Genomic DNA, 17891 nt, shown 5'->3' with positions numbered 1-17891 from the left:
GCATCTGGTACACAAATTTGTGTACCAGATGCTTTTTTATTAATATTCTTCGCGGTCAAAACCATAATCATGTAAATAATGTTCTTTGTCACGCCAATTTTTTTGAACTTTTACCCAAATTTCTAAGAATACTTTGGAGCCGAGCAAACTTTCAATTTCTTTCCTTGCTCGCATACCAATTTGCTTAAGCATTTGGCCTTGTTTACCAATAATAATGCCTTTTTGTGTACTTCTCTCCACAATAATAGTTGCATTAATAGTTAGTTTTTCTGTTTTAGGATTTTTTTCAATGCCTTCAATAACTACAGCAACAGAATGCGGTACTTCTTCACGCGTTAATTGTAAAACTTGCTCACGAATTAATTCAGAAATAATAAAGCGTTCTGGGTGATCGGTAATTTGATCTTTTGGATAATACATTGGGCCGATTTCAAGGTTAGCATTCGTTTGTTCTAATAAATTAGGAACATTGTTTCCCTCGAGCGCAGAAATCGGAATTATTTCTTCAAAATCCATAAGTTCCCGGTACTGTTCAATAAGTTTTATTAAATCTTCTGGGGAAATTAAGTCAATTTTATTAATTAAAAGAAATACAGGCGTTTGGACGTTTTTAAGCTTTTCAATGATAAATTCATCCCCTCGGCCAAAACCGGTGGAAGCGTCGATAACAAAATAAATCAAGTCTACTTCTTGAAATGTGTTTAAGGCGATTTTTACCATAAAGTCGCCTAATTTATGTTTTGGTTTATGTATCCCTGGTGTATCGATGAAAATAATTTGTGATTCGTCTGTTGTAAATACGCCTTGAACTTTATTTCTAGTTGTTTGCGCTTTATCACTCATAATCGCAATTTTTTGACCAATAATATGGTTTAATAAAGTTGATTTACCAACGTTCGGTCGCCCAACTATAGCGACAAATCCTGATTTAAATGGTTCACTCATAACATATCCTCCGATGTGAATGCGCCTGGTAAAAGGTCTTTCACAGTTACCGTCGCTGTTTTTCCTGTTAAGTTTGTTAAAATTACTGGCATATCTGGCGCACAAAATTCACTAATTACTTGTCTGCATGCCCCGCAAGGCGATACAGGTCCCTCTGTATCTGCTACTACAACTAATTGTTTAAAATCTCTTTTTCCTTCAGATACAGCTTTGAAAATTGCTGTCCGTTCAGCACAGTTTGTTAGGCCGAAAGAAGCATTTTCGATATTACAACCTAACACGACTTCATCATCTTTCGTTACAAGAGCTGCTCCAACTGGAAATTTCGAGTAAGGAACATACGCAAATTCTCTTGCTTGTTTAGCGAGTGAGATAAAATTATTTTCTTTCATTTACCAAGTCACAATCCCTTCTTTTTATAAAAACATCTGACAAAAGTATGGTATGAATATAATTAGTCCGATAAAACTTGCCACAATTGCCGCAAGTAAAACTGCACCAGCAGCAACATCTTTTGCTTTTTTCGCTTCATCAATGTATTGCTCTGTTGCAACATCCACGGCTCTTTCAATTGCTGTATTGACCATTTCTAACGTTAATACACCAAAAATAGATAGAATTAATAAAATCCATTCAGATCTAGTCACATGAAAGAAAAAGCCACAAATAACTACCGCAAGTGCCGCAAATGTATGAAACCTCATATTTCGTTCTTCTAAAAAAGCAGTTTTCAGTCCGGTAAAAGCGTGCTGAAAGGACTCTGCATAGTTTTTACTACGTTTATACTTTCTATCTTTCGAGTCCATAAGCATCCAACACTTCTTTTTGTAAGCCAAACATTACTTTTTCCTCGTCAGGCTCCATATGATCATAACCAAGCAAATGCAGTAATCCGTGAACTGCTAGAAAACCTAATTCTCTTGCTTTTGTATGTCCGTAATCTTTCGCTTGTTCTTCTGCTTTTTCAGTTGAAATGATAATATCACCGAGCATTCGTGGAGTTTCGAGGTCAAAATCTCCCCAGTCAATTTCTGTTTCGCCGTCGCCCATTTCTTCTAGTGCAAACGAAATAACATCTGTTGCTTGGTCTTTATTGCGATACTCTCGATTTATCTCTTGAATGCCTTCGTTTGTCGTAAATGTAAGAGAGAGTTCAGTGCCTTCCTCGATTTTTAAATAACCGGCTGCAAATTGCAGAATGTTTTCAACTAGCTGTTTATCTTCATCTGGTAAATTATTTGTTTCATCCAGTAAGTCTATTTCTAAGACCGTCATCTTTTGTCCTCCTATTTCAATCTTTGTCATCAGGATATTGAATTCGTTGATGATATATTCCGTTCAATGTGGCAATTAGAGTGTCACGAATAATTTTAATTTCTTTGATGGTAATATCGCATTCAGTAAATTGCCCATCTAGGAAACGATCTTTAATAATTCCATCGATAATTTCTGTTATTTTGGCCATTGTAGGTTCTGAGGAAGAACGAACAGCCGCTTCCACACTATCAGAAATATTGATTATCGCAATTTCTTTTGTTTGAGGTTTTGGCCCACTATAACGGAAATCTGCTTCTTTTACATCTGGGTTTGTTTCTTTAGCTTTATAATAAAAGTATTTAAGTAACGTTGTCCCGTGATGTTGTAAAGCAATGTCAATAATCGGTTGAGGCATATGATTTTCTTTTAATATTTCCGCCCCGTCTTTAGTATGCGAAAGAATTATATCACGACTTTGCTCTGGTGTCAGCCTATCATGCGGGTTAATCCCTTGCAATTGGTTCTCCACAAAATACGGCGGACGTAATGTTTTACCAATATCATGATAAAAACAACCAACGCGGACAAGTAAACTATTTGCTCCAATTTTATCCGCACATGCTTCAGCTAAATTCGCAACCATCATGCTGTGGTGATAAGTTCCTGGAGCTTTCATTAATATTTTCTTGAGCAGTGGATGATTCGGATTCGCTAATTCTACTAATCGGCTCGTAGTTAATAAACCAAAAATAGTTTCAAAGAGCGGAATAACTCCGACACCGAGAATAAATGCACCAAATCCTCCTAAAAAGGCATAACCAATTGCCATTAAAGTAGACACTTGAAGTAGCGTACTATTATTAACTAACAATAAAATCAAGACATATACCATATTGATTAAACCTACCATAAAGCCTGAAAACATGATGGCAGAACGTCGACTATAATCCCGTAAAGCTACTACACTCGTAATTCCACTTAATAAAATGAAAATCGCAATTCCACTAGTTGAATCATTTTGAAATGCAAACAAACTAGTTACAGCAATATATAGCACACTTAAAAAGGCATACTTCTCATTCAGTAAGATTTTAAGTATCATCGGTGCAAATGCTGCTGGGAATAAAAAGGCGATATTAGATATATTCTGATTTTCTAAAAACAAAATAATCATTAACATGAATAAAGAAACGACATATACAGAAGAAAAAATCAGCATCGTTTGCATTTTTTTTGCTTTTGAAATGGTTTGTTTTTTTGTATATAAGAATAGAAGTGCTGCAAGTGCAATAATAAAAACGGCAAAGCCAGCATATTGTTTGACTGGCATTTTTTGATCTAATAGATGTAGCATGTTTAACTGACGATAGGTTTCTCGGTCTACAATTTGCCCTTCTTGCACGATAACTTGACCTTGTAAAATTTTCACTGGAACAACAGATTGGGCAGCTTCTTTGCGCCGTTCATCAGTTTGTTCTTCATTATAAATTTCATTTGGGACAATTGCGTATGAGACAAGCACTTTGGATACGTTTTTGTAATAAGAAGATATAGCAGACAATTCGATGTCATCTCGTGCTCTTATCTTTGCGGCATTGAGATTTTCATCACGGATTTTATTTTCCATTGTTTTCGCTACTTCGGTTGTAATAACGTCTTCCATTACATTAAAATCTTTGCTATCAGCCTCAATTAAAGTAGTAAAAACTTCATCTGATATATTCGAAGTGATTTTTTCAGATACATTGCTTGATAATTTGCTTTTTAAGTTTTTTAATTTAGTTTCTGTTGTAGTTGGTGCTGGGGCTGGTTCTTTATCTTTTGCTGCTTTTTCTTTATTTTTCTTATCATTTTCTTCTGCTTCAGAATTCACTTCAATTACATAAGCGAATAGACTTTGAATTAATGCTACTCGATTTTGTCCTGTTTCACGGTTGTAAACATACACATCTTCTACAGCATTACTTGCCTTAGTCCGTTCTTCTTTTGTTTTCTCCGTATCTTCAACAGTCTGTGGTGATCGAATCGTTTTTTCAGCTACTTGAAATAGCTTTACATTATACGATTCCGGTTTTGTCATTTGGCAGACAAGGAAATACGCTACGACAGCAAAACAAATAAGGAGAAGTGGGAAAAGGTATTTTTTTCCACTTTCGATGTACCAATCTTTCCATTTCTTGGCTAGCTTCACATCTTTGTCTCCTTTCTAATTTTGTTTCCCTTCGTACGCTTTAATAATTTCAGCTACTAAAGGATGTCTTACTACATCATGATGTTCAAAGTAAACAAAACCAATGTCTTTAACATCTTTTAAAACTTGTTCCGCGTTAACAAGACCACTAGTTGCACCTTTTGGTAAATCAATTTGTGTCATATCACCGTTGACAATCATTTTAGAGTCATAACCAAGACGTGTTAAAAACATTTTCATTTGAGCAATGGTAGTGTTTTGCGCTTCATCTAAAATGACAAAGGCATGATCAAGTGTACGACCTCTCATATAAGCCAGAGGAGCTATTTCAATGACGCCTCGGTCCATTAACCTTGTTGTATGCTCCGTACCAAAAATGTCGTATAGCGCGTCGTATACAGGTCGTAAATAAGGATCTACTTTTTCTTTTAGATCACCTGGTAGAAAACCTAAGCTTTCACCTGCTTCAACGGCCGGTCTAGTCAAAATGATTTTGCTAACTTTTCCTTTTTTCCATGCGTCTACTGCCATTACAACGGCAAGATAGGTTTTCCCTGTTCCTGCTGGTCCGACACCAAAAACGATATCATGTTTTTTTATCATTTGAATGTAAGTTCTTTGGCCAAATGTTTTAGGTCTAATAGGTGTTCCTTTGGCGTTTTTAGTGATTTCTTCTTCAAAAAGAGTATGGAAATATATGAGTGTGCCATTTCTTTGCATTTTTACTGCTTGAGCTATATCACGGCCATCGATATGAATGCCGCGTTTTACAGTTAAGATAAGTTCGTTTAAAACAGCAATAGTGTGCTGCACAGCTTCTTCTTCTCCAGTGATAGAAAGTGCTTCTCCCCGTGTAATAATTTTTACTTGAAGCAATTCTTCTAAAAGATCGATATTTTTATTATTATTGCCGAATAAATCTTGGATGTTTGTGTCATCAGATAATTCGACTACTTCATTAAATTCATTTAGCATTGGCTAACCCCTTCACCTGTTATAAGTGCCTTGATTAGTTATATTATACACGAAATTGCCTTGCTTGAAAAACGAAGCGATGAATAGCTTTAATTTCTACCAAAAGTATGTATAAAAAAAACAGGATTTCCTTCATAAAATATGAAGAAACCCTGTTTTTTAATGTTTTCAAAACTAGTTTGAATTAGTTTATGAAAGATATTTTTTTACGAATTGGTTAACAGCACCGCCGTCAGCTTTGCCTTTTACTTTAGGCATAATTGCGGACATTACTTTGCCGAAATCAGCTTTACTAGATGCGCCAACTTCTTCGATAGTTGCTTTCACAATGTTCTCAAGCTCTTCAGGAGTCAATTGTTTAGGAGCATAGTCCTCAACAATGACAATCTCGGAACGGACTTTATCAGAAAGGTCGCTACGTCCTGCTTTGTCAAACTCGGCTAGAGAATCTCTGCGTTGTTTGAGTTCGCGGGAAATCACGGTTACTTCATCATCCGGAGTAAGATCTTTCACACCTTGGTGAATTGCTTCGTTTTGTAAAGCTGCTTTTAACATGCGAATAACGGAAAGTTTTTCTTTTTCTTTATCGCGCATCGCTTGCTTCATATCTTCATTTAACTTGTCAAGCAGTGTCAACGAAATCATCGCCTTTTAATTAGAATTTGCGTTTTCTTGCTGCTTCGGATTTTTTCTTACGTTTTACGCTTGGTTTTTCATAAAATTCGCGCTTTCTGGATTCTTGCAAAGTTCCACTTTTGGAAACAGTACGTTTAAAGCGACGAAGAGCATCTTCAAGCGATTCGTTTTTACGAACTACTGTTTTTGACATCTCTCTTTCCCTCCCTCCGGCACTTACATGCACTCACTTAAATCCTTCATTTAAGTTCCAGAATAGGACATAACGGAAAATAAATTATGAATTATTCTGAAGTAATGCAGATAAGCATTCACTCATTAAAAATTATATACGAAACATCGGGCATCGTCAACATGAAATCGTTAACTTTCGCATAAAACTTTGAAATGTTAACGATTTTTATTTTTGTAAAGGTCAAAATAGAATGAAGCAGCTGATAATACATAGAGTGGAGCAGTTTCTGTTCTTAAAATTCTTGGGCCGAGTCCGGCAAGTTTGGCATTTACTTCTTGAAGAAGCAACAGCTCTTTTTCACTTATGCCGCCCTCTGGTCCAAAAATGCATAAAACTGATTGTCCAGGCTTCATTGTTTGGAATAAGTTAGTAAGCACACTATCCTCGCCTTCTCGGGCGCTCTCTTCATATGCGGCGATAACATAGTCATAGTGAACATGGTCAAACATTAATTCTTTGAAACTAGCAGCATAATGAATTTCTGGAATGACAGTCCGGTGCGATTGTTCAGCTGCTTCTTGCGCAATTTTTTGAAGGCGCTCAATTTTTTTAATGACTTTTTTATCATCCCATTTCACCACAGAACGTTCAGCTTTATAGGGGATGAATTTATGTGCACCGAGTTCTGTACTTTTTTGAATGATGAGTTCTAGTTTGTCGCCTTTCGGTAGGCCGCTCGCAATAGTGATTTCAATGGGCAATTCGGTATCTTCTTCTAGCCATTTCACTAGATTTAATAATACCTCTTCCTCATTTATTGCCGAAATAGCCGCGATACATGTTTTTTTGCTCGGAAAAACAATGAAAACTTGGTCGGATTCTTTCATCCGCATAACACGTGCAATATGATGAAAATTTTCTCCTGTAATGCTTAGTGTATCGTTATCGTTTTCTAGCTCATAATTTACAAAATAACGTTGCATTTATTCCACTCCTCGTTTGGAAATGATCGCAACCCAGTCCCCTTGTTGCTCGATTTTTTCGATGATAAGCCCAGCGTTTTTCAGCGCTTCTTCTACTACTTTGGCTTTGTCTTCAATAATTCCTGAAGCAATGAAAATTCCGCCTGGTTTGAGTGCTTTATAAACATCTTCCGGGAAAAGTAAAATAACTTCTGCTAAAATATTTGCGACAACAATATCTACATCGGATTTATTAATATCTTGAAGGAGATTATTTTGCTTTACGGTAATGATATTTTCTGTTTTATTTAAACGAATATTTTCTTCTGCAGCGCGAGTAGCAATTTCGTCGAGGTCTGTTGCTAAAATGGATTTTGCTCCAAGTTTGGCGCTAGCGATACTTAACACACCGGAACCCGTGCCAACGTCAATAAGTTCATCACCTGGTTGTAAATAATCACTTAGCGCACGGATACAAAGTTGTGTTGTCGGATGTGTCCCAGTACCGAAAGCCATTCCTGGATCTAGCTCAATGATTATTTCGTTAGCAGATGGTGTATAAGATTCCCAACTTGGTACAATCGTGATACGGTCTGTGATTTGAACAGGATGATAGTATTTTTTCCAAGCAGTTGCCCATTCTTCATCGTCTACATCGTTCACAACAAATTGAAATTTACCAAGAGGAATATCAAATGTTGTAAGGTTCTTCAATGTTTGTTCGATTTCTGGGATTTGCTCGACAAATTCCGTGGTTTTTAAGAAGTAAGCTTTGATGATAACGCCATCTTCTGGATAATCTTCTCGTTTTAATGCATAAATTTCACCGAATTTGTCTTCTCGTTCGCGTAAAAAGTCTGCTACATCTTCAATAGAAACTCCCGCTGCCCCGAACTCCGTTAAAACATTTGCAACTGGCTCCACTGCTTCGTTTGTTGTATGGACTTCTACTTCTGACCATTCCATTTTTCAACACTCCTTTAGTATGTAGAAAAGGTCGATGGTTGCTTCTCGCACAACTATCGACCTCTACGTTCATCAATCGCCTTTAAAAGCTCGTTTCATTTTGTCAAAAAATCCAGATGTTTGTTCGTCTACTTTGTCTCCTGTAGTTGAAGCAAATTCTCGTAAGATTTCTTTTTGTTTATCATCTAGTTTTTTCGGAACGATTACTTTGACGATTACATGTTGATCACCTGTTCCGTTTCCACGAAGATGCGGAACACCTTTACCTCGTAAGCGGAAGGTTGTCCCTGTTTGTGTACCACTAGGGATTTTGAGGCGAACTTTACCGTGTACAGTTGGTACATCGATTTCGTCACCTAGGGTAGCTTGTACGAACGTGATTGGCACTTCTACATAAATGTCGTCAGCTTCTCGTTCGAAAAATTCATCTGGAATCACAACGAATACTACATATAAATCGCCGTTAGGTCCGCCATTAATACCAGCTTCCCCTTCGCCAGATACGCGCATTTGTTGTCCGTCATTCACACCAGCCGGAACTTTCACTTTGATTTTTTTCGTTTTAGTCACGCGGCCTTTACCGTGACAAGTTGGACATTTTTCTTTGATTTCTTTACCAGTACCATTACAGTATTGACATGTGCGTTTATTGACTACGCGACCGAATGGGGTATTTTGTTCCACGTTAATAGAACCTTTACCTCCACAATGGCTACATTTTTCTGGTGTAGTTCCAGGTTTTGCGCCAGAGCCGTGACAAGTATCACAGTTTTCTTCACGAGGAATTTCGATTTCTGCATCTTTACCAAAAATAGCTTCTTTGAATTTAAGGCGCATCGTATATTGTAAATCGCTACCTTGTCTTGGTGCGTTAGGGTCTTGTTGACGTCCTCCGCCACCGAAGAATGTGTCAAAGATATCTTCAAATCCAGAGAAACCGCCTCCGCCAAAGCCACCACCAGCACCGCCGCCGAAGCCTTGGTTTGGATCTACGTGTCCATATTGATCATATTGCGCACGTTTTTGTGGGTCACTTAAAGCTTCATAAGCCTCTGATATTTCTTTGAATTTTTCATCAGCGCCTGCTTCTTTATTTATGTCCGGATGATACTGTTTGGACAGTTTCCGGTAAGCTTTTTTTATTTCGTCCGCTGAGGCGCTTTTGGAAATACCAAGCACTTCATAGTAATCTCGTTTTGCCATCCGCCATCACTCCTGTCCATGATAGATTTTTATAGTCCTAACGTATTGTAACATTTGAAAGAGATGTTGTAAAAACTTTATTTCAGATAAAAAGCCAAAGCCACAGTAGACTTTGACTCATTATCCTTACCTTTAAAAAAGATTATTTGTTTTCTTTGTCGTCGTCGTTTACTTCTTCAAATTCAGCATCTACTACATCGTCATTTTGAGGAGCTTCTTGACCTTCTGCACCACCTGCTGCTTGTTGTTCTGCTGCAGCTTGTTCGTATAATTTAACAGATAGGTTTTGAACGATTTCGTTTAAGCTATCTGTTTTTTCTTTGATAGCATCGAAATCTTCGCCTTTAAGAGCTTCTTGTAGTTCATCGCGAGCTGCTTCTGCTTTTTTCACTTCTTCTTCTTCAACTTTGCCTTCTAGTTCTTTCAAAGTTTTATCTACAGTGAATACTAATTGGTCTGCATTGTTGCGAAGTTCAGCGTTTTCTTTGTTCTTTTTATCTTCTTCAGCATTAGCTTCTGCGTCTTGAACCATTTTTTCAATTTCTTCATCAGTTAGACCTGAAGAAGATTTAATAACGATGTTTTGTTCTTTACCAGTTCCAAGATCTTTTGCACGAACTGTTACGATACCATTTTTATCGATGTCAAAAGATACTTCGATTTGTGGAATTCCGCGTGGTGCTGGTGGAATATCCGCTAATTGGAAACGACCTAATGTTTTGTTGTCTTTTGCCATTGGACGTTCACCTTGAAGTACATGAATATCTACTGCTGGTTGGTTATCAGCTGCTGTAGAGAAAGTTTGTGATTTAGATGTTGGGATAGTTGTATTACGTTCGATAAGTGTAGTCATAACGCCACCCATTGTTTCAATACCAAGGGATAATGGAGTTACGTCAAGTAGTACAACGTCTTTTACATCACCAGTGATTACGCCACCTTGAATTGCAGCACCCATTGCTACAACTTCATCCGGGTTTACACCTTTATGAGGTTCTTTGCCTAATTCTTTTTTGATTGTTTCTTGAACTGCAGGGATACGAGTAGATCCACCAACTAGAATAACTTGGTCAATATCGCTTGCAGATAGGTTTGCATCTTTTAATGCTTGACGAGTTGGCGCAATAGTACGTTCAACTAAATCATGTGTTAGTTCATCAAATTTAGCACGAGTAAGGGTTACTTCTAAGTGAAGTGGACCAGCTTCTCCAGCTGTGATAAATGGTAAGGAGATTTGTGTACTTGTTACGCCAGAAAGATCTTTTTTCGCTTTTTCAGCTGCATCTTTCAAACGTTGAAGCGCCATTTTATCTTGGCTTAAGTCAATACCATTGTCTTTTTTGAATTCTGCTACTAGATAGTCGATGATTTTTTTATCAAAGTCATCTCCACCTAATTCGTTATCACCAGCAGTTGAGTGTACTTCAAATACGCCGTCACCTAATTCAAGGATAGATACGTCAAAAGTACCACCACCAAGGTCAAATACTAGGATTGTTTGGTCTGTTTCTGTTTTATCCATACCGTAAGCAAGAGCTGCTGCTGTTGGTTCGTTGATAATACGTTCTACTTCAAGACCAGCAATTTTACCAGCATCTTTTGTTGCTTGACGTTGTGCATCGTTGAAGTAAGCTGGAACTGTAATAACAGCTTTATCTACAGTTTCACCAAGGTAGTCTTCTGCATAACTTTTTAGATATTGTAAAATGATTGCACTGATTTCTTGTGGTGAGTAATCTTTTCCTTCGATTGTTTCTTTATAGTTAGTACCCATGTGACGTTTAATAGAACTAATTGTATTTGGGTTTGTGATTGCAGCACGTTTCGCTACTTCACCAACTTGGCGTTCGCCGTTTTTGAAACCAACTACAGAAGGTGTTGTACGTGCGCCTTCTGGGTTAGGGATAATTTTAGCTTCTCCGCCTTCTAATACTGCTACTGCAGAGTTTGTTGTACCTAAGTCAATTCCGATAATTTTACTCATTGTTATTTCCTCCTGTTATTCAGTAATTATTTTTTATTGATTCACTTTTACCATAGATGGGCGAATAACCCGGTCTTTTAATTTATAACCTTTTTGAAGTTCCGCAGTGATTTCATTGCTTCCTGCATTTTCATCACTATCTTGCATAACGGCTTGATGGAAGTTAGGGTCAAATTGTTCGCCGACAGCCGGAATAACCTCAATACCTTCTTTTTCAAAAGCAACAAGAATTTGGTTGTATACCATTTCCATTCCTTTTAGAATTTGTTTCACTTCTTCTTGATCAGAAGTCGTTGCAAGAGCTTTTTCAAAACTATCTAGTGCAGGAAGTAAATCTTGCGCTAGGCTTTGCGAACGGTATTTTTGGCTAGCATCGCGGTCAGCAATATGTCTTTTTTTGACATTTTCAAAATCCGCTTGCATGCGAAGATAACGATTTTCAACTTCATCTAGTTTGTTTTCAAGCTCTAAAATTTTGGCTTGTTCTTCTGTTAAAGTTTCTTCTGTCACTTCTTCTTCCACTGTTTCTTCTGATTCATCTAAACTATTTAATTCTTCTTGTTCGATTTCCTCAGCTAGTTTTTCTTTTTTGTTCTTTTTCTCAGACACTGTAGCCACCTCCTGAAAAAACTTATGCTTTTTCAGCCTTCCTAATTTTGGTTATCACGATAAAGTTTGGTTAACACATCGGTTAAATCTCGGCTCATTACATCAACTAAGCCCATCATTCTGCTATATTCCATTCTTGTTGGACCTAGGAGCACAATACCGCCAACACGTTCGCCAGCAATATTGTATGTTGCTGTAATGATACTACAATCTTCCATTAGACTATTATTGTTTTCACGGCCAATTTTAACTTGTAGGCCGTCGGGAATATCCCTAAACAATTCATATACATCTTGTTCTTCTTCCATCAAATGGAGCATCTCACGGACTTTATTAATATCATGAAATTCTGGTTGATTTAAGATGTTTGTTTTTCCGCCAAAATACACTTTTTGCTGGCTGGCCTGGGCAAAAGAATCAGAAAAGACATGCATAAAGCTTTCATAGTTTCTAACATGCTTTCCAAGTAGTTCTTTTACTTCCATTGGTATTTGTACTTTTAAATCATCCAGTGAAAGCCCAACTAACCGTTCGTTTAAAATGTTGACCATTCGTTCAATATCAGAAAGCGTTGTGCCCTCGGGTATTGTCACAAGATGGTTATCAACATGCCCTTGATCGGTAATTAAAATGAGCATTGCCTGGAAATTATTTATTGGTACAAATCTAAAGCCACTTAAATGATTTTTCGTTGCTTCTGGACCAAGCAAGATGGACGTGTAATTGGTTAAATCGGATAACATTAATGCTGAATTTTGGATGAGTCCTTCCATTTCGTAATAATTCTCTGAAAAGAAAGAACGAATCATTTGTCTGTCGGATTTGTCTAGCTTCTTGGGCTGGAGCAAATAATCGACATAGAAGCGATACCCTTTCTCAGAAGGAACACGTCCGGACGAAGAATGTGTTTTTTCAATAAAACCGTATTCTTCAAGGACACCCATCTCATTACGGATAGTCGCTGAACTATAAGGCAAACTTTTTTCTTTCAGCAAATTTTTCGATCCAACCGGCTGAATAGTCCAAGTGAAATGATCGATGATGGCACGGAAAATCAGAAGTTGTCTTTCTGTTAACATATCTATCACCTCTTTTAGCACTCAATAACGTCAAGTGCTAAATACAAGTATAAATTTACCAAACAATTCTAGCTTAGTCAACCGAAAACACTCGATTTCAGACTAAAGTAGGATTGTTTGGTCAAAAAAGGTCAAATGATGCGGTTTTAGAGAAATTCTTGAAAAACATTATTTCCTAAAAATCTTCCGCTTCTTGTAAGTGCCACATTTTCTTCGTTATTTTCAAGCCAGCCTTTTGCAGTAGTTTTTTGAATAGCATGCGCAAAAGTTGTATCTAAATCTTGACCGAATTTTTGCTTGAAGTGATTTTTATTAACTCCGTCTACTTTTCTAAGACCTAAAAACATTTCTTCTTCCATTTTTTCTTTTAAAGTAAGTTCTTTTTGTTGGAATGTAGGAAGTTTATTTTCTTGTAATGGTTCCATGTATTTTTTTATTGGACCAAAATTGCTATAACGGGTGTTGCCGACATATCCATGTGCTCCGGCGCCAAACCCGTAATAATGCTCATTGCTCCAGTAAGTAATATTGTGTTTGCTTTGAAAGCCTTCTTTGGCGAAATTACTAATCTCATATTGTTTCCGACCGTGTTTTTCCATTTCTGTTAGTAATAAATCATACATGTTTGCTTCGGCATCTTGGCCAGGTAGGAATAGTTTTCCTTTTTGCATAAGGTTGTAAAAAATCGTTTTTGGTTCAATAATTAGTGAGTATGCTGAATAGTGAGGTAAGTCTAAATCAAGTGCTTGTTTTAAAGTGTCTTTAAAGTCAGCCTCTGTTTGACCTGGCAAGCTAAAAATCAAATCAATACTTACATTTTCAAAACCAACTTTGCGCATGTTTTCAACAGATTGGTATACATCTTTCACGGTATGAATGCGACCAATTTTTTTAAGAAGCTCGTTATTGAAACTTTGAACACCCATACTAATGCGATTGACACCATAATCTTGCATCGCTTGTAATTTGGATATAGAAAGATCTCCAGGATTTGCTTCGAAGGAAAACTCAATTTCATTTTTGAGTGGTAATATTTCTTGGATGGCTGTGCAAAGTCTTGCAATTTGCGCTTCATTTAAGGTCGTAGGTGTTCCGCCGCCCACAAAAACCGTGTCAACCGGAGCGATGGGACCTTTTGCAGCAGTCATTTCCATTTCTTTTATTAGTAAATCTACGTATTCATCGACTGGTTGGCCTTCTAAGAATACTTTATTAAAATCGCAGTAATAGCAAATGTGTTCGCAAAACGGAATATGGATATATACCGCCGAACTTTCATTACTCGATAGGTTCGTATTTATCATTTTTATCAATTCCTTGCACTTAAAATTTGCTTCGTTGTCCACTAGTCAGTTTAACATATTTTCTAGTGCATATGTGGAGGTTTCGCTTTTAACATAAAAAGATTGTGCTATGAACATATTCGCTCTTAGCACAATCTTTGTTATTATTTCGATTCGTCCATTTTCAAGATTGCCATGAAAGCTTCTTGCGGTACTTCAACGGAACCGATTTGTTTCATTCGTTTTTTACCTTCTTTTTGTTTCTCTAAGAGTTTTCGTTTACGCGATACGTCCCCACCATAACATTTAGCAAGTACGTTTTTACGTAGAGCTTTAATAGTGGAACGAGAAACAATTTTTGTTGCAATTGCTGCTTGAATAGGTACTTCAAATTGTTGTCTTGGAATAAGTTCTTTTAATTTCTCGACAATGATTTTTCCGCGCTCGTAGGCAAAATCACGGTGAACGATAAAGCTAAGTGCATCCACTTTTTCTGCATTTAAAAGAATATCCATTTTCACAAGTTTAGAAGCTTTATAGCCAATTAATTCATAATCAAAGGACGCATAGCCTTTTGTAGATGATTTTAATTGGTCGAAGAAGTCGTATACTATTTCAGATAGTGGGATTTCGTACACAATAGTAACGCGAATATCATCCAAGTACTCCATCGTAATGAAGTTCCCCCGTTTGTTTTGTGCAAGTTCCATTACCGCACCAACATAATCATTTGGAACCATGACAGTTGCTTTAACGTATGGTTCTTCCACGCTTTCAATTACGCCAGGTTCAGGCATATCAGCTGGGTTATCGACCACAATATTAGATCCATCTGTCAAATTCACGTGGTAAATAACACTTGGGGCCGTAGTAATTAAATCGATATTAAATTCGCGCTCAATTCTTTCTTGAATAATTTCCATGTGTAGTAGACCTAAAAATCCACAACGGAATCCAAAACCTAATGCTTGAGAAGTCTCTGCTTCAAATTGTAAAGCTGAATCATTAAGTTCTAATTTTTCAAGTGCATCACGTAAATCGTTATATTTGGAAGAGTCAATTGGATAAAGTCCGCAATAAACCATTGGATTTAATTTGCGGTATCCGTCAAGAGCTTCTTCAGCAGGATTGTTCGCAAGTGTGATTGTATCACCCACTCGAGTATCTCCAACATTTTTGATTGCAGCTGTTAAGTAACCAACGTCACCAACAAGAAGCTCATCACGCGGTGTTGCTTTTGGAGAGAAAACACCAACTTCTGTAACTTCAAACTCTTTGCCGTTTGACATCATTTTAATTCTGTCGCCAGCTTTTACAACGCCATCCATAATACGGATATTAGCTATTACGCCACGATACGCATCAAAAACAGAGTCAAAAATAAGTGCTTTAAGTGGTTTATCTACGTCACCAGATGGTTCTGGTACTTTTTCTACTATTTGTTCAAGGATGTCTTCAATCCCGATACCTGATTTTGCAGAAGCAAGGACAGCATCTGATGCATCCAAGCCAATAACATCTTCAATTTCAGCACGAACTCTTTCTGGATCTGCTGCTGGCAAGTCAATCTTATTAATTACAGGTAAAATTTCTAAATCATTATCTAGAGCTAAATAAACGTTTGCCAGTGTTTGCGCTTCGATACCTTGCGCAGCGTCTACTACTAAAATAGCACCTTCACATGCAGCTAAACTTCTAGATACTTCATAAGTGAAATCGACGTGTCCCGGTGTATCGATCAAATGAAAGATATACGTTTCTCCGTCTTTTGCTTTATATTTTAATTGTACAGCATTTAATTTTATGGTTATCCCGCGTTCACGTTCTAAATCCATCGAATCTAGTAGCTGATTTTTCATTTCACGATGCGTCAAAGCACCTGTTTGTTCTAAAATCCGATCAGCGAGTGTAGATTTACCATGATCTATGTGCGCGATAATCGAAAAGTTTCTAATTTTCTTTTGTCTTGCATTCATTTCTTCTTTGTTCATTTCCCCAGCTCCTGATTAGAACTCATCGCATAAATCCGATGGCAAGCTATCCTTGATTATATCAGTAGAACGCTTAACATTCAATGACTTCTTTATTAATTACGGATAAATTTAAAATAAAATAGAAAGTATTATTGCAATATGGCTGTGTTTTCGGTATAATAGCATTTGTTCTGATATAATTTAAAAAGGTATGTTATATGAAATAAATACTACCTCATTAGTTTGGACGGAGGTGAATGGAATGCCAAATATTAAATCTGCAATTAAACGTGTAAAAACTGCTGAAACTCGCAACAGCCGTAATGCATCTCAACGTTCTGCAATGCGTACTGCTATCAAAAAATTTGATGAAGCAGCTGCAAACAACGCGGACAACGCGAAAGATCTTTACGTAGAAGCATCGAAAAAATTAGATAGCGCTGTGAGCAAAGGATTGATTCACAAAAACAATGCTGCTCGCAACAAATCTCGCTTAGCTGCTAAATTAGCTAAATAATACCGTTTAGGTATAAAACATCACACCTTGTGTGGTGTTTTTTGTTTTTAAAATAGCTTTGTCCTCAGGAGACAAAGCTATTTTTTATACAGTTTTTTGGCGATTATCCTGTAATTCAAATAAAAACCATTCTAACTTCTGTTCTTTATCACCGAAGCCTGTTTTCATTTCAAGATCTATTTCAGCCAATCGTTTTAAAGCTTGATTTAATTGTAGCTCTGAGAAATTCTTTGCTTGTTTAGACGCTAATTTCACACGAAACGGATGTACTTTTAATTTAGTTGCAGCTTGTTGTTGTGAATAACCTTGTTGCTCAAGTAACTTTAATTGATTTAACAAGCGAAATTGGCTAGAAATTAAAGCTAATATCTTGATAGGTTCTTCTTTTTGTTTTAACAAGTCGTAATAAATTCTAAGTGCCCCACCAATATCCATCGCAATCATCTTATCTAGTAATAAGAAAATATTTTGCTCGAGAGAACGAACGACTAGAGATTCGACATCCTGCACCGTGATTTCTTTAGTGTCAAAGCAATACAACATAAGTTTTTGTAATTCATTCATTGCTGTCGTTAATTGACCACTTGTAAGTTCAATAAGCCGAGTAATCGCCTCTTGGGACATCTGCATATTGTTTTCGTTTAGTTTTGCTTCAAGCCATTTCTTCAGTTCATTTTCATTAGGTCGTTTCGCTTCTATTACTGTGGCTGTTTTTTTGAGTAGTTTGGTAAGTTTTTTACGTTCATCTAATTTTTCTACCCGTGCCACAAAACATAATACAGAATAATCAACGGGCTCATTCAAATAAGCTTCTAACTTTGCAGCGTCGTGCTCTACTTTGTTTTTACTTTTTTCGGTGGTTAAGAAAATCGGATTATTTGCCATTACTAGGCGCTTATCGCCAAAAAACGGCATACTTTCGGCTTCTTGAATGACTACTTCAATTGGCATTTCTTCTAAATCTAAATTAGCATAATTAAATTCGACTTCTTCCCCATCTAAAATATTATCTATTAAAAGTTGCTTTGTCTCGTTAATAATATAATCTTCTGTCCCAATGATTAAATACACAGGAGTTATTTTTTTGGAGCGTATCTGTTTCCATTCTGGCAGCATTCATTTCGCCTCGCTTCACT

Annotated in this window: 18 protein-coding genes; 1 reads left to right on the top strand and 17 read right to left on the bottom strand. The window is 36.9% G+C overall.

Going from position 1 to position 17891, the window contains the following annotated elements:
• Positions 1–39 precede the first annotated feature (39 nt).
• The 16 genes from era to lepA form a co-directional block, all read right to left on the bottom strand.
• Positions 40–945, bottom strand: coding sequence for a GTPase Era (gene era / locus OC533_RS01155; RefSeq protein WP_003762292.1), 906 nt, complete (start codon positions 943–945; stop codon positions 40–42).
• Positions 942–1337, bottom strand: a complete 396-nt coding sequence (locus OC533_RS01150) for a cytidine deaminase (protein WP_003762294.1) — start codon at positions 1335–1337, stop codon at positions 942–944. Before OC533_RS01150 ends, era begins: the two co-directional genes overlap by 4 nt.
• 24 nt (positions 1338–1361) lie before the next feature.
• Positions 1362–1757, bottom strand: coding sequence for a diacylglycerol kinase family protein (locus OC533_RS01145; RefSeq protein ID WP_003771868.1), 396 nt, complete (start codon positions 1755–1757; stop codon positions 1362–1364).
• A complete protein-coding gene (gene ybeY / locus OC533_RS01140; RefSeq protein ID WP_003762298.1) occupies positions 1735–2220 on the bottom strand; it encodes an rRNA maturation RNase YbeY in 486 nt (161 codons plus the stop codon). Before ybeY ends, OC533_RS01145 begins: the two co-directional genes overlap by 23 nt.
• A gap of 16 nt (positions 2221–2236) precedes the next feature.
• Positions 2237–4393, bottom strand: coding sequence for an HD family phosphohydrolase (locus tag OC533_RS01135; RefSeq protein WP_045554172.1), 2157 nt, complete (start codon positions 4391–4393; stop codon positions 2237–2239).
• Positions 4394–4408: 15 nt separating this feature from the next.
• The gene (locus OC533_RS01130) at positions 4409–5368 is read right to left on the bottom strand and encodes a PhoH family protein (RefSeq protein ID WP_003771876.1); all 960 of its coding nucleotides are present in this window, start codon (positions 5366–5368) and stop codon (positions 4409–4411) included.
• A 189-nt stretch (positions 5369–5557) separates the two neighbouring features.
• The gene (locus OC533_RS01125) at positions 5558–6004 is read right to left on the bottom strand and encodes a GatB/YqeY domain-containing protein (protein ID WP_003736634.1); all 447 of its coding nucleotides are present in this window, start codon (positions 6002–6004) and stop codon (positions 5558–5560) included.
• 19 nt (positions 6005–6023) lie between these two features.
• Positions 6024–6197, bottom strand: coding sequence for a 30S ribosomal protein S21 (rpsU, locus tag OC533_RS01120; protein WP_003719762.1), 174 nt, complete (start codon positions 6195–6197; stop codon positions 6024–6026).
• 197 nt (positions 6198–6394) lie between these two features.
• Positions 6395–7162, bottom strand: coding sequence for a 16S rRNA (uracil(1498)-N(3))-methyltransferase (locus tag OC533_RS01115; protein ID WP_194323454.1), 768 nt, complete (start codon positions 7160–7162; stop codon positions 6395–6397).
• Positions 7163–8107 carry a 50S ribosomal protein L11 methyltransferase gene (prmA, locus tag OC533_RS01110; RefSeq protein ID WP_010991567.1) on the bottom strand — a complete coding sequence of 315 codons (945 nt, stop codon included), beginning with the start codon at positions 8105–8107 and terminating at the stop codon, positions 7163–7165. It abuts the gene before it with no gap.
• A gap of 72 nt (positions 8108–8179) precedes the next feature.
• A complete protein-coding gene (dnaJ, locus tag OC533_RS01105; protein WP_003721979.1) occupies positions 8180–9310 on the bottom strand; it encodes a molecular chaperone DnaJ in 1131 nt (376 codons plus the stop codon).
• 142 nt (positions 9311–9452) lie between these two features.
• Complete coding sequence (dnaK, locus tag OC533_RS01100; protein ID WP_003762307.1) at positions 9453–11294, bottom strand: molecular chaperone DnaK; 1842 nt, start codon at positions 11292–11294, stop codon at positions 9453–9455.
• A gap of 33 nt (positions 11295–11327) precedes the next feature.
• Complete coding sequence (grpE, locus tag OC533_RS01095; protein WP_033838169.1) at positions 11328–11903, bottom strand: nucleotide exchange factor GrpE; 576 nt, start codon at positions 11901–11903, stop codon at positions 11328–11330.
• A 41-nt stretch (positions 11904–11944) separates the two neighbouring features.
• Positions 11945–12982: a heat-inducible transcriptional repressor HrcA gene (gene hrcA / locus OC533_RS01090; RefSeq protein ID WP_003721983.1), complete on the bottom strand. Its 1038-nt coding sequence runs from the start codon at positions 12980–12982 to the stop codon at positions 11945–11947.
• A 146-nt stretch (positions 12983–13128) separates the two neighbouring features.
• A complete protein-coding gene (gene hemW, locus OC533_RS01085) occupies positions 13129–14286 on the bottom strand; it encodes a radical SAM family heme chaperone HemW (RefSeq protein WP_194323455.1) in 1158 nt (385 codons plus the stop codon).
• Between the two features lie 143 nt (positions 14287–14429).
• Positions 14430–16256 carry a translation elongation factor 4 gene (lepA, locus tag OC533_RS01080; RefSeq protein WP_262265210.1) on the bottom strand — a complete coding sequence of 609 codons (1827 nt, stop codon included), beginning with the start codon at positions 16254–16256 and terminating at the stop codon, positions 14430–14432.
• A gap of 244 nt (positions 16257–16500) precedes the next feature.
• Between lepA and rpsT the strand changes: the two genes are divergently transcribed.
• Positions 16501–16755 (top strand): 30S ribosomal protein S20, encoded by a 255-nt coding sequence (gene rpsT, locus OC533_RS01075; RefSeq protein WP_003726526.1) that lies wholly within the window; start codon positions 16501–16503, stop codon positions 16753–16755.
• Positions 16756–16839: 84 nt separating this feature from the next.
• On the opposite strand, the gene holA is transcribed toward rpsT, so the two are convergent.
• A complete protein-coding gene (gene holA / locus OC533_RS01070; protein ID WP_153648115.1) occupies positions 16840–17871 on the bottom strand; it encodes a DNA polymerase III subunit delta in 1032 nt (343 codons plus the stop codon).
• Positions 17872–17891 lie beyond the last annotated feature (20 nt).

It is taken from the genome of Listeria sp. Marseille-Q6474 (assembly GCF_946902005.1).
In the GTDB taxonomy this organism is placed as follows: domain Bacteria; phylum Bacillota; class Bacilli; order Lactobacillales; family Listeriaceae; genus Listeria; species Listeria innocua.
This window is presented reverse-complemented; position numbering and strand designations above follow the sequence as displayed.

Coding starts and splice junctions, on each gene's coding strand:
- era (WP_003762292.1), bottom strand. CDS start 945: ATGAGTGAACCATTTAAATCAGGATTTGTCGCTATAGTTGGGCGACCG.
- OC533_RS01150 (WP_003762294.1), bottom strand. CDS start 1,337: ATGAAAGAAAATAATTTTATCTCACTCGCTAAACAAGCAAGAGAATTT.
- OC533_RS01145 (WP_003771868.1), bottom strand. CDS start 1,757: ATGCTTATGGACTCGAAAGATAGAAAGTATAAACGTAGTAAAAACTAT.
- ybeY (WP_003762298.1), bottom strand. CDS start 2,220: ATGACGGTCTTAGAAATAGACTTACTGGATGAAACAAATAATTTACCA.
- OC533_RS01130 (WP_003771876.1), bottom strand. CDS start 5,368: ATGCTAAATGAATTTAATGAAGTAGTCGAATTATCTGATGACACAAAC.
- rpsU (WP_003719762.1), bottom strand. CDS start 6,197: ATGTCAAAAACAGTAGTTCGTAAAAACGAATCGCTTGAAGATGCTCTT.
- OC533_RS01115 (WP_194323454.1), bottom strand. CDS start 7,162: ATGCAACGTTATTTTGTAAATTATGAGCTAGAAAACGATAACGATACA.
- prmA (WP_010991567.1), bottom strand. CDS start 8,107: ATGGAATGGTCAGAAGTAGAAGTCCATACAACAAACGAAGCAGTGGAG.
- dnaJ (WP_003721979.1), bottom strand. CDS start 9,310: ATGGCAAAACGAGATTACTATGAAGTGCTTGGTATTTCCAAAAGCGCC.
- dnaK (WP_003762307.1), bottom strand. CDS start 11,294: ATGAGTAAAATTATCGGAATTGACTTAGGTACAACAAACTCTGCAGTA.
- hrcA (WP_003721983.1), bottom strand. CDS start 12,982: ATGTTAACAGAAAGACAACTTCTGATTTTCCGTGCCATCATCGATCAT.
- hemW (WP_194323455.1), bottom strand. CDS start 14,286: ATGATAAATACGAACCTATCGAGTAATGAAAGTTCGGCGGTATATATC.
- lepA (WP_262265210.1), bottom strand. CDS start 16,256: ATGAACAAAGAAGAAATGAATGCAAGACAAAAGAAAATTAGAAACTTT.
- rpsT (WP_003726526.1), top strand. CDS start 16,501: ATGCCAAATATTAAATCTGCAATTAAACGTGTAAAAACTGCTGAAACT.
- holA (WP_153648115.1), bottom strand. CDS start 17,871: ATGCTGCCAGAATGGAAACAGATACGCTCCAAAAAAATAACTCCTGTG.